A 12,642-nucleotide genomic window follows, 5' to 3' on the forward strand; every position below is an offset into this window, starting at 1 on the left:
CAAAAAAAGTTGTTGCAACATTCGTTCCAACAACTTTTTCCGATACTAAATAATTTTGGCTTACATTTTAATTTGAGCTTCAATTTCTTGTATTACATTTTTAAACTCTTTGTCGGTTTCAATTAGGTTGTTTACCGTTTTGCAAGCATGCAATACTGTGGCATGATCTTTTTTGCCAATTTTGGTACCAATACTCGACAGTGAAGAGTTGGTCAGGCTCTTTGAAAAATACATGGCTACCTGCCGGGCCTGCACGATGTCACGCTTACGTGTTTTACTTTGAAGCGAGTCGAGTGCCAATCCAAAATAATCGCAAACAATTTGCTGTATGTAATCTACGCTTAATTCTTTTTGCGTTTTACGCACCAGTTTATCTATGATGGACTTTGCTACATCGCAGGTTATTTCTTTTTTATTTAGTGTGGCCTGTGCCAGCAAAGAAATCAGAGCACCTTCCAACTCTCTGATATTTTGAGAAATATTGGAAGCAATATAATGTATAACCTCTTCGTGTATTGAACTAATACCATCTTTATACAATTTATGTTTGAGTATGGCTACACGCGTATCGTAATCCGGCACTTGTACATCGGCCGAAAGTCCCCATTTAAACCTTGAGAGCAACCTATCCTCCATTCCTTTCATATCAACCGGTGCTTTATCAGCGGTTAATATGAGTTGTTTGTTCATTTGATGCAAGTGGTTAAAGATGTGGAAAAAAGTATTCTGTGTTTTTTCTTTGCCAGCAAACTCCTGCACATCGTCTATGATCAAAACATCTATCATTTGATAGAAATTTAAAAAATCGTTTTGCGTGTTATTGCGTACCGATTCGGTAAACTGGGTTTGAAATTTATTGGCATTTACATACAGTACTGTTTTTTCGGGAAAATTTGTTTTCACATCGATACCAATAGCTTGCGCCAGATGTGTTTTTCCCAGTCCTGAATTACCATATAAAAATAAAGGATTAAACGCTGTTTTACCCGGATTCTTTGCCACTGCCATACCCGCTGAGCGCGCTAACCTGTTACATTCGCCTTCAATGTGATTCTCGAAGGTATAATCGGCATTCAACTGTGGATCAACGTTCAATTTTTTTATTCCGGGAATTACAAAAGGATTTTTCACCACCGGCTTGTCCGGGGTCATTTGCATGGAAACCGGACGGTTGCGAAGATCCGTTTTGTTGTTAGAAGGTAAGCGCTGGGTCAAAGGTTGTTGATTTTTATGATGCGGTGCATCCATAACAACACTGTATTCCAGTTTAGCCGATTGCCCAAGTTCTTTTCGGATTGTACTTCTTAACAAATCGATGAAATGCTCCTCCAGGTACTCATAAAAAAAAGCACTTGGCACCTGAATAGTTAAGATGTTATTTTCGATTTTTAAAGGGACAATAGGATCGAACCATGTTTTAAAACTTATCTGTGGAATGTTATCCTTAATTACCGCAAGGCAATTATTCCATACAATTTCGTAACCGGCCTTCATTTTCGCTTCTTCAATTAAAGTATTATGTTATGTAATATTGATTTCACTAATACAAAAATTGTGAAAAAGTTCTTGAAAAAAAAATGTTAAAATGTTTGACATTGTCAAATGTCAAGTATTCCGTTAGTTCTTAACACCTTAATGCAAATAGCCGCTAAATCGCTCATAAACAACCTATTGAACATCATAGCCTATGTTCATTTAACACATGCTATGTGCTTAATACAAAGGGGTTGCAGAATAGTTTCATTTATTTTAATTTTTTAGGGCCAAAAATATATTTAACACTATAATTGAATTTGTAATAATTGTGAATTTTGACGAAACCCCTATTTTTTTATACGTATATCCCCCGTAAATATTGCGATTTCGGCATCAGGATAACGTTCTGTAATTTGGCCTTTAAGTACCGAAATCTCCTCATACGTTTGTGCTTCGCCCAAGGTGTATAAATAATATTTTCCATCACGTTCTTCTTTAACGAATTCACCTTTTATCAATTCATTACCTCTCAGGTAATCCAGGGGACTTAATGATTTTTGCAACAATACCCGGTATGTCCGTGGGGCATCCTTACTATTTTTTGCCTTACCACCTCCTCCACCAAAACTAATAGCGCTGAAATTTACATAACGTTTGGGTTGTGTCCTAACATCGTTTAACAACCTGTCTAAACTAATCGAAGTTTCGTTTAGGTTGTAATACAACTGTTCGTCGCGCAGCAGTTTACCCAAGGTGCCCTCACCCTGATCCAAGGAATGCAACATTTTATTAATCCACACTGTTGCGCTATTTAACTGATAAGCAATACTATCTACATGCGCCTGAGCCAACTGATAGCTAACATCATCCAGATTGTGCATCACTGAAGACAATACTCTGCTGTTTGCTTTTAGTACCATTGTCATTGAGTCCAAATTGGTGAGGGTATTTCCTAATGGTCCATCCGGTTGCAAGCTTTTATCGATGGTAGCACTCATATAGTTCAGGTTGCGCATTACTTGCGAAAAATGTTCTACGCCATGAGAAAAGTTATTTTTATTTTCATCGTTTAGTAAACGGTTAAAATTAGTAAGCACGGAGTCCAATTCTACTACCATACCTTCCACTTTGTCTTTCAGTGGTAGCATTTCCTGGCTCACTTGATCTGCCAAATCGCCCGACACTGATGTTTCCATGGTATCTCCGGGTTGTAACAATTTAGCATCCGTGCCATAAACAAAGCGTATAGCCTTTGTACCCATTAAGTCCAGGCTATAAATTTGCGCTACCGTATTTAGCGGGAAGTCGATGTTTTTTTCGATGGTCATGGTAACCAAAAGATCACTATCCCCATTATCCAACAAAGATATTCTGCGAACGGAACCAATCCGGTAGCCTTTAAAATAAACAGGGCTGGCTTCGGTAAGGCCATCTATACGGGGATATATGGCATGCACCCTGTAGCCGGACACAAAAACATCCTTCCCTTTTAAAAAATTAATGCCCCAACCAAAAATAAACAGCGCCAATGCAACTGTAAACCCTAACTTAACTTCTTTTGAAAATCTGGTCATAATTTGGTATCATTTATCTATCAAAAATATTCAATTTATATTATCCTGAATAAATCGTAAGCTTTTCAAGGTAATATAAACTTTTTAGTGGGTAAAAAACATTACTTATTCGTAAGCACATTGTATAAGAAGCTCATTAACGCAGAGCGTGCCGCAAGTTATCTAACTTTTTTGTCTCACCCAAACTATTTATATCGTGCAATTCTTCTGGAAATCTTGCTATACAATACATGTAATTCATCCTCCTCCTTCAGTAAATCCAAATGCTTATCCATTACGTTTTTATCGCCTCGTACAGCAGGACCTGTTTGTGCCTTTAAAGGGTCTAAGGATTCGGTTTTGAGTGCCGTTTCCAATATCAGGGGTTTAAGCACATCGAAGCTTACACCGCTTTTTTTTAGAATTTCATGGGCTATCGCATACATATGGTTGGTGAAGTTACATGCAAACACCGCTGCCAGATGTATTTGCTTACGTTGTTCAGAATCACATTCCAATACGGTATCCGATATTTGACCTGCAAAAAATTTTAACTCGCTATACGCCTCCCGGGTGTTGGCTTCGAGCAGAATGGGTATATGACTAAAATTTACCTCGCGTTCTTTGGTAAACGTTTGAAACGGATAAAATATCCCATATTTATTAAACCTGATGAGTAAGTCCATATTCACTGATCCCGCCGTGTGCACTACCGTTCCCTTTACCTTTGGTAATTGCTCCACCACGGACAGCAAAGCAGAATCGGATACTGCCAAAACATACAGATCGGCATCCGTTTGCAGCTCCGAAAAATCGGATGTTGCATAGGCATTTAGCTTGTGTGCCAGCATTTGGGCGTTTTGAAGGTTAAGGCTGTACACCTGACGAATATTAAAACCCTTAACAACAAGGGCAATACCCAACTGGGTGGCCAGATTACCCGAACCAATCAATACGATATTTCGGATCATATCAAACGATAATTTATTTTAGAATAAGATGTTTTTACGCGTGAATAAAAGTAATAAAATTATGCTGATTTTTACTTGGCTGCAATGAACTAACCCATGGGTTGGTAGCAAAATTACATATGTAGTGCCATTTTTTATCCCCCATAATTATAGACTGCTTACGCGCTTAGCACCCATTTACGAAAGGCAATTCAGGAACACCACCGCTGTATTTAAAACGTTATTTTAGCTACGGTTGTTGTTTTTGGCGTAATTTTATATCTGTCGTCTGTTCTGTGGCCTACCACCCAAATAATATCATCGCCCGACAACAATAACCAAACATCTTCTTTGTCCTTGAGCGAAAATTTTTGATCGATAAAGTAATCACTCAATTTTTTAAAGTTACTCATTCCCAACGGCTTAAAACAATCACCTTGTTGCCACTTCCGCAGCGTCAAGGGATAGTTGAGCAAATCGGCATCAAACTGGCCTACCTTGCTACTTTTATCCATCTTATAATCTGTTGTTTTAATTATTTTATCGAATGTAAGCTTAATTGGTTTTTCCATCTCTACCTCATCAGCATCTATATAAAACACCTCCTTACCAACACTTTCCTCTTTGGGCAACATAATAATATTATGGCGGTCTTTAATCAAACGGTAGTCGGGTGAATAAAACTGTTTACCTGAAACTTCATTTTGGATACATTCTACGAGTTTATTCACCACGGTACCATTAAAACCATATGGATTCAATATTTCAAAAAGCACTAGTTTTTTATCGGCAAATTGATTTACATGCTTTAAAGATATCAACAACTGACCATCCTGCTCCACCACCATTTTACTTTTTATACCCTCCACCGTAGCTTGAAAAAAAGAACTTACCTGACTCAGGTTATTCATGTTTTTCTTCATGGTGTCCATAAACGAAGGATTTAAGTCCTTAAATAAGGGCAATATCTGATGCCGCACCTTATTTCGCATATAAACGGACTCTAAGTTGGTGGAGTCGGTTCTGTAATTTAATTTATTGTACACGCAGTATTGTTCAATTTCGGTTCGGGTAAAACCCAGTAGTGGACGTATCAAATTACCATGCGCCGGTTTAATGCCGGACAAACCTTTTATGCCGGTTCCCCTGATTAAATTTATAAAAAAGGTTTCTATGTTATCGTCCTTGTGGTGACCGGTAGCAATGCGATCCAGTTTTTCTTTTGTAAGCAATTCGTTAAACCATCCATAACGAAGTTCGCGGGCAGCCATTTCGATTGAAATCCCATTTTTTTTCGCATAGCCTTTCGTATCGAAAGATTTCCGAAACAGGGGTACCCCCAGATTTTTGCAACAATCCACCACAAAGCGTTCGTCGCTATCCGATTCGGCACCCCGGAGATTAAAATTGCAATGCGCGGCACGCACATTAGCTTTTGCGGTCACAAACAGATGCAGTAGAGCCAGTGAGTCAGCCCCCCCACTCAGCGCCACCAATATTTTTTGTTGTGGATGATAATGGCACTTATTTTTTAGAGACTTCTGAAATAGATGATTCAATGTGAGATAGTTTATTCTGGTTAAATAATTGTAAAATGGCTTTTGCCTTTAATAGACACTCCTTGTACTCCAAATGCGGCATACTTTTTTCGGTGATAGCGCTGCCTACCATAAAAGATAAATAATGATTGGCGGCATCATATAACAAAGTACGAATCACCACGTTAAAATCAAAATCTCCATCAGGCGTAAAAAAACCTAAAGCTCCGGAATATAAGCCACGTTTGGTATACTCGTACTTTTCGATGATTTTCATGGCTCTTATCTTCGGTGCTCCTGTCATTGATCCAGGCGGAAAGGAGGCTTTGATGGCCTCTATACCTTCTTTGCCCTCCCCCAGTTGAGCCGTTATGGTAGAAATCATCTGAAATACCTGTGCAAAAGGATAAATACCGCAAAGCTCTTCCACTTTCACCGAGCCCGGCGCAGCTACTCTAGATAAATCGTTACGCACCAAATCAACAATCATAATATTTTCGGAACGCTCCTTGACAGAGCAGGCCAAATCATTTTTTATGGCTTCATCTTTTTTTATATCATCGGTTCGTTTGGCCGTTCCTTTAATGGGCTGACTGATGATGTTGGCGCCTTCTTTTTTAATATACCTTTCGGGCGAAGCACAAAGTGCAAATTTATCCTGTGCTTTTAAAAAAGAAGCAAATGGTGTAGGCGAAATTTTTATTAAATCATTGAAACCGGCATAGGGATTTATTTTTGCATTATGGGCATAAAACTCCATACAATAATTCATCTCATAAATATCCCCTTTATAAATATGTTTGAGCACAGCATTAACAGTATCCACATATTCTTTTTCAGAAACACGTGACTTAAATTTTATTTCAGATTCAAAACCCATAAACTCCGCTTGCGATACAATAGCGTCTATCAATTCCTGAATTTCGTTTTTATGGTTAATTTCGGGAATATAGCCCACCGTGCATGTGGTGCCTGAGCATTGTATAATATAGCGTGGACGAAAGAAACTTGCATCAGAAAATTGCAAGCCATCCTTATTATCCGAAGATAGTTTTTCGAGCTTATTTTTCAAATCATACCCCCAATAACCACACAACCAATCCCTATGTTTGTTATGGAATTTATAAACCGCATCAAAATCGCCTTTCACCTTACTGATATGCCCTAATCCGGCCAAAAAATTGAACGAATTATAATTTACCTTGCCCTGTTTGCCACAATAATAATCGTTACTATCGTACACTGCGGCATATTCAAAAGTGGCACAAAAGTGAACCAGTTTTTTTTTGAAAACTGCGCTATCCCCTATATCAAACGTAATGTATTGACGCATGTGGCAAAGTTAAACTAAATTTAATATTCAGCTTCGTAAAATCGTATATGTAGATATAAAAAAAGCATCCCATGATGCGTAAAAACACGGGATGCTTTATTTTTAAATATAATACTTAATCCTTAAAAAGTGCTTACTAACTTATTCGGCTTTTACTTGTGTCAGCGAAAAGTTAAAACCTTATGTACTTTTCAGGTTAGGCTTTCTTTCCAAGAAATTCAGAAATTCCCTCTTGGGTGGCTACCAACCCTTGGTCGCCACTGTGCCAATCGGCAGGACAAACCTCACCATTTTCTTCGAAGAACTGGAGGGCATCGATCATACGCAAGGTTTCGTCTACACTACGTCCCAATGGCATATCGTTAACCACCTGGTGACGCACTACTCCTTCTTTATCGATAAGGAACAGACCCCGATAAGCCATGGGGCTGCCTTCGAATATCATTTCACCCTCTTCGTTATAGTCGTACTCACCAGCTAACACGTCATAGTTTTGTGAAATAGTTAAGGATCCATCGGCCACCAATGGAAATTTAACCCCTTTGATGCCACCTTCTTTTTTTTCTGTCTGTAACCATTTCCAGTGCGAAAATGCCGAATCGACAGAAACACCCACTACCTGTACGTTTCTCTTTTCAAATTCGCTTAACTTATCCTGGAAAGCAATAATTTCGGTTGGGCAAACAAATGTAAAATCTGCAGGATAAAAGAACAATACCACGTTCTTTTTACCCACAAATTGGTCAAGAGAATAATTCTCAACTATTTCGCCACCGTTAACTACTGCTTCTGCATTAAAAGCCGGGGCTTTTTTTCCTACTAATACTGACATAATCTTTAAATTTTTATTTTTATTTTGTTTTTAAATTACTTGTTACTTACCCAAACAAAGGTATGATAAAAAAGTTTGGAATATTTCTGTTTACTTTTCCAAAACCGTTAATTCTGCTATTTTAATAATTACTTCCACTGCCTTTTCCATACTCTGTAAAGGAACAAACTCAAACCTTCCATGAAAGTTGTGTCCCCCTGCAAAAATGTTTGGCGTTGGCAAACCCATATACGATAAGCGTGCCCCATCGGTTCCTCCACGGATGGGTTTTATATTGGGTTTTACGCCTACTTCTTCCATAGCTCTTTTGGCCTTATCCACAATATGCATTACAGGTTTCACCTTCTCGCACATGTTATAATACTGATCTTTAATTTCAACTGTGGCGGTCCCCTGTCCGTATTCACTATTTATTTTGCTCACCAGATGTGCGATCTCCTTCTTACGGTCTTCGAACCTATCCATCCTAAAATCGCGGATAATATAAGTAAGTTCACTTTTTTCCACTTCTCCATTAAAGGCCATCAAATGGAAGAAACCTTCGTAGCCCGAGGTATGTTCCGGTGTTTCTACCCTGGGGAGCATAGAAATGATTTGATTGGCAATACGTATGGAATTACGCATTTTATTTTTGGCATATCCCGGGTGAACATTTCTGCCGTGTACCGTAATTTTTGCCAGTGCTGCATTAAAGTTTTCGTATTCCAGCTCACCTATCTCACCACCGTCTATGGTATAGGCATATGCCGCCCCAAATTTCTCCACATCAAAATGATCGGCACCTGCACCTATTTCCTCATCAGGGGTAAAGCCAATTCGTATTTTGCCATGTTTAATTTCAGGATGCTGTATAAGATATTCTGCCGCCGTTACAATCGCGGCTACCCCCGCCTTATCGTCGGCTCCGAGGAGGGTATTGCCATCAGTGGTTATCAAAGTTTGTCCTACATATTTTTTCAGCTCCGGAAAATCATTGCTTGTCATCACAATATTTTTTGTCTCGTTGAGTACGATATCTTTTCCGTCGTAATCCTCAATAATTTGTGGTTTTACATGCTTACCTGTAAAATCCGGGCTGGTATCCACATGGGCGATAAACCCGATAACCGGCACATCCTCAGCGATATTGGACGGGATGGTGGCCATTAAATAACCGTTGGCATCGAGTTCTACCTCCTCCAAGCCAATTTCGGTAAGTTCTTTGGCCAATTGCTGCGAAAACTCTAACTGACCGGGGGTTGAGGGAGTCAAGCCCGTTTCGGTATCCGATTGGGTATCGATACCTACATACCTTAAAAACCTATCTTTTATGTTTGTCATCTACATTACATCTATATATGATTACAAAATTTGTTAAAGCTAATCTTTGATAAAATGTTTATTCTACTCTTTTGGGGTTTATAATTTTATAAGCACACTGTTCATAAAAAGGCGACATCCAAACAATCACTCGTTATGTCATCAGTGCCTCCATCGCGTTTTTAGCCACTGTCTGCATGGCTCGAAAGCACCTGCCGAACCTTTACCATATTTTAGTATCACCTAAAAGTAATTGTAAATCGCAAAAAAACAAAAAAGGGAAGTCAACAATTGACCTCCCCTGATATATTTCATATTCTTTTGCAATTTTAAGCCTACTTAGTATGCCCTGGCAAAAACCACTCTTTGTGCCGATGGCTCACCTGTGAGCATACATTTCCCGGGAGTTTTATCACCATTTAAAGGGATACAACGCACAGTAGCCTTGGTTTCGTCTTTAATTCTTTGCTCAACTTCGGGCGATCCGCTGTAGTGAGCCATTATAAAACCTCCTTTTTTATCGAGCACCTCCTTAAAATCTTCATAAGTATCTACTTCCGTTGTATTTTCACTTCTAAAGTCTAATGCTTTTTTGTAGATATTTTCCTGTATGGTTGCTAACAAGTCAGCCACATAGGCATCCACTCCATCAATGGAAACCACCTCTTTACTTAGGGTATCTCTTCGGGCTACTTCAACGGTGTTGTTGGCAATATCGCGCGGCCCCACGGCCAACCTTAGGGGCACGCCTTGTAGCTCGTATTGGGCAAATTTCCAGCCCGGCTTGCGATTATCGCTATCATCGAATTTAACAGAAATACCCCGCTGTTTTAGTTTATCAACTATTTGAGCAACCACAGCCGATATTCGATTTAACTCCTCCTCACTTTTATAAATTGGCACTATGGCCACCTGAATAGGTGCCAGCTTGGGGGGAAGCACCAGCCCAAAATCGTCGGAATGGGCCATTACCAAAGCACCCATCAAACGGGTAGAAACACCCCACGAGGTAGCCCACACATAATCCTCCGTTCCTTCTTTATTGGCAAATTTAACATCAAAAGCCTTGGCAAAATTCTGGCCTAAAAAGTGTGATGTGCCCGACTGCAAAGCTTTTCCATCCTGCATTAAAGCTTCAATGGTATAGGTTTCTAATGCTCCTGCAAAACGCTCGCTGGCAGTTTTCACCCCCTGCAAAACAGGCATACCCATAAATTCCTCTGCAAACTTAGCATAAACACCTATCATGGTTTCAGTTTCCTCAATAGCCTCCTGCTTAGTTTCGTGGGCGGTATGCCCTTCTTGCCACAAAAATTCCGCAGTGCGCAAAAATAAACGTGTACGCATTTCCCAGCGAACCACATTGGCCCATTGGTTACATTTAATTGGCAGATCGCGATACGACTGAATCCAGTTTTTATATGTGTTCCATATAATGGTTTCGGAAGTAGGCCTCACAATGAGTTCCTCCTCGAGTTTTGCTTCCGGATCAACAATAACACCGTTTCCGTCCGGATCGTTTTTTAGACGGTAATGGGTAACAACCGCACACTCCTTGGCAAAGCCTTCAACATGACTGGCTTCTTTACTGAAAAAAGATTTAGGGATAAACAATGGGAAATAAGCATTCACATGTCCTGTTTCCTTGAACATCCTATCCAACTCCTGCTGCATTTTTTCCCAGATAGCGTAGCCATAAGGTTTAATGACCATACATCCGCGAACCGCAGAATTTTCGGCCAAATCTGCCTTAATTACCAGCTCATTGTACCATTGTGAGTAATCAACACTCCTTTTTGTTAATTTTGCCATTTGATTAAACTATATAATTTTAAGAGCTCAAAATAACGAAAAATAGCCCACATTTTTAAGCGATGTGCAAAGAAATAATTCAAAGGATGCCATTACCTCGAACACAGGAGTTACAAGCCATTGATACCTTGCCCAAAATAACAATGTTAATTTTTGTAAACATTAACCCCTCAAACGGCCAATAATGGTACGTTTATTGTTATTAAGAGTATGAAAACTCACATTTAGTTTTATATATGGTCATCACTTTTATATAGCACATGCATCTAAAAAACACTGATGGTCAGCTGGTTTGATTTATATTTAAAATTATGCACCATGAAAAATTATATTTACATTTTAAGCGTAGCCATCCTAATATTATCAGGTTGTGCAACTCAGCAGCAATATGGTTCGGCTGTTTATGCCGACGATTTGTATTATACGCCTTCGGATAAACCGATTTCGGTAGCGGAAAATTATTCCGCATTGCCCAAACCGGACAAGATGATTAAAAAGGCAGACAACAAAGCCTATTCGAGCCTTAAAAAAGAATACAACAACTCGTCCAGAGCAAAACAGCAGGAAGACCTAAGAGATTTTTCGCAGATTCAAGAAGAATATACCAGTCTGTTAACCGATGATTCGGTTGAAGAGGTGGATTCCCTGCTTTATTACGATGACGAAACAGGCTATTGGGTTAACGAATTCCAGGGTTCTGAAATGGATAGGAATTATGCCGAACGTTTGGCCCGTTTTCATGGCCCTTTCAGAGGGATCCCCTATTGGTCGCCCTTATATCAGGACGTAATTTTTGGTAGCGGATTCGATTACAATGTATATATCGATGGCAACTATGCTATTGTGGTACCCGAATGGAACAACCCTTACTACTGGGACTGGCGTTATGGCCGGGGATTTCACCGAGGCTTTTATGGTGGTTTTTATAGCGGTTTTGGTTACAGCAGTTGGTACGGCATGGGCTACCCTTACTATTCGGCATGGGGCTATCCCTACTTCGGCATGGGATTTGGCTGGGCGCATGGCTGGGGATATGGTGGCTATTACCACCCACATTATCACCATCATTGGCCACATTATGGCAACAATTCGTATGCAGCAAACAGGAGACCCCGCAATACCTATACAGGTACCAGCTACAATAGCAGCAGACAAGCGGCTCTAAGCAAAAGCACTGCCACATCGAGTCGTGGTGCATATTCTACCAGCTCCAGGTCAAACAATATAAGTTCGGGCTCATCCAGAGCAGCAGTGCAGTCCAGAACAAACGGAAGCAGATCAACCCGTGCCTCGTATGTTCCTAACAACACTAAAAGCACCAGTGTATCATCCGGAACATCTACCCGAAGCTCGCGGAGTGCTTACACACCTACGTACAATAAAAGCTCGCAATACAAAACTACTACACGCAGCAGTTATAACCGTGCCAACCGTACGCCCAATTCGGCACCGGCACGTAGTTCGGGCAGTTCGTACGGAAGCAGAAACTCGAGTCGTTCAAGTGTGAGTGGTACAAGCACAAAAAGCTCAACTTACAACAGATCATCGAACCGCAGCAGCACAAGCAGAAGCTACAACACAGGTAGTTCGCGCAGCAGAAGTTCAAACTACAATAGCAGCAGCGCTCCTTCAAGGTCAAGCAGTAGTCCGGCATATAAATCGAGTTCCGGTTCTTCCCGATCATCGTCCGGCGTTTCCAGCGGATCCAGAAGCAGGTCAAGTTCGGGAAGCAGCAGGTCAAGTAGTGGTAGCAGCAGTAGATCGAGCCGCGGAAGCAGATAATCTGTACATGTACCTTTTGTTATCTTATAAACAGCTAATAAGCTGCTGTTATAGATTGAACAATTTA

General features: G+C 40.1%; 9 protein-coding genes. 1 reads left to right on the plus strand and 8 read right to left on the minus strand.

The annotated features are described in order from the left end of the window. Positions 1-60 precede the first annotated feature (60 nt). The 8 genes from dnaA to proS form a co-directional block, all read right to left on the minus strand. Complete coding sequence (dnaA, locus tag FN809_RS03020; RefSeq protein ID WP_142531978.1) at positions 61-1,494, minus strand: chromosomal replication initiator protein DnaA; 1,434 nt, start codon at positions 1,492-1,494, stop codon at positions 61-63. A 329-nt stretch (positions 1,495-1,823) separates the two neighbouring features. Continuing rightward, complete coding sequence (locus FN809_RS03025; protein ID WP_142531979.1) at positions 1,824-3,050, minus strand: MlaD family protein; 1,227 nt, start codon at positions 3,048-3,050, stop codon at positions 1,824-1,826. 185 nt (positions 3,051-3,235) lie between these two features. Next, entirely contained in the window at positions 3,236-4,000 is a 765-nt protein-coding gene (locus FN809_RS03030) for a Rossmann-like and DUF2520 domain-containing protein (RefSeq protein ID WP_142531980.1), read from the minus strand. A 212-nt stretch (positions 4,001-4,212) separates the two neighbouring features. Next, positions 4,213-5,538 (minus strand): tRNA lysidine(34) synthetase TilS, encoded by a 1,326-nt coding sequence (gene tilS / locus FN809_RS03035; RefSeq protein ID WP_142531981.1) that lies wholly within the window; start codon positions 5,536-5,538, stop codon positions 4,213-4,215. After that, entirely contained in the window at positions 5,504-6,850 is a 1,347-nt protein-coding gene (locus FN809_RS03040; RefSeq protein WP_142531982.1) for an anthranilate synthase component I family protein, read from the minus strand. The genes tilS and FN809_RS03040 overlap by 35 nt, the downstream gene beginning before the upstream one ends. A gap of 196 nt (positions 6,851-7,046) precedes the next feature. After that, positions 7,047-7,682: a peroxiredoxin gene (locus FN809_RS03045; protein ID WP_142531983.1), complete on the minus strand. Its 636-nt coding sequence runs from the start codon at positions 7,680-7,682 to the stop codon at positions 7,047-7,049. A gap of 90 nt (positions 7,683-7,772) precedes the next feature. Beyond that, positions 7,773-9,002, minus strand: coding sequence for a peptidase T (gene pepT / locus FN809_RS03050; RefSeq protein WP_142531984.1), 1,230 nt, complete (start codon positions 9,000-9,002; stop codon positions 7,773-7,775). Positions 9,003-9,320: 318 nt separating this feature from the next. Beyond that, entirely contained in the window at positions 9,321-10,793 is a 1,473-nt protein-coding gene (gene proS, locus FN809_RS03055; RefSeq protein ID WP_142531985.1) for a proline--tRNA ligase, read from the minus strand. A 318-nt stretch (positions 10,794-11,111) separates the two neighbouring features. Between proS and FN809_RS03060 the strand changes: the two genes are divergently transcribed. Continuing rightward, on the plus strand, positions 11,112-12,575 hold the full coding sequence (locus FN809_RS03060) for a hypothetical protein (protein WP_142531986.1): 1,464 nt from the start codon (positions 11,112-11,114) through the stop codon (positions 12,573-12,575). The last annotated feature ends 67 nt before the right edge of the window (positions 12,576-12,642 follow it).

This window comes from Saccharicrinis carchari (genome assembly GCF_900182605.1).
GTDB lineage: Bacteria > Bacteroidota > Bacteroidia > Bacteroidales > Marinilabiliaceae > Saccharicrinis > Saccharicrinis carchari.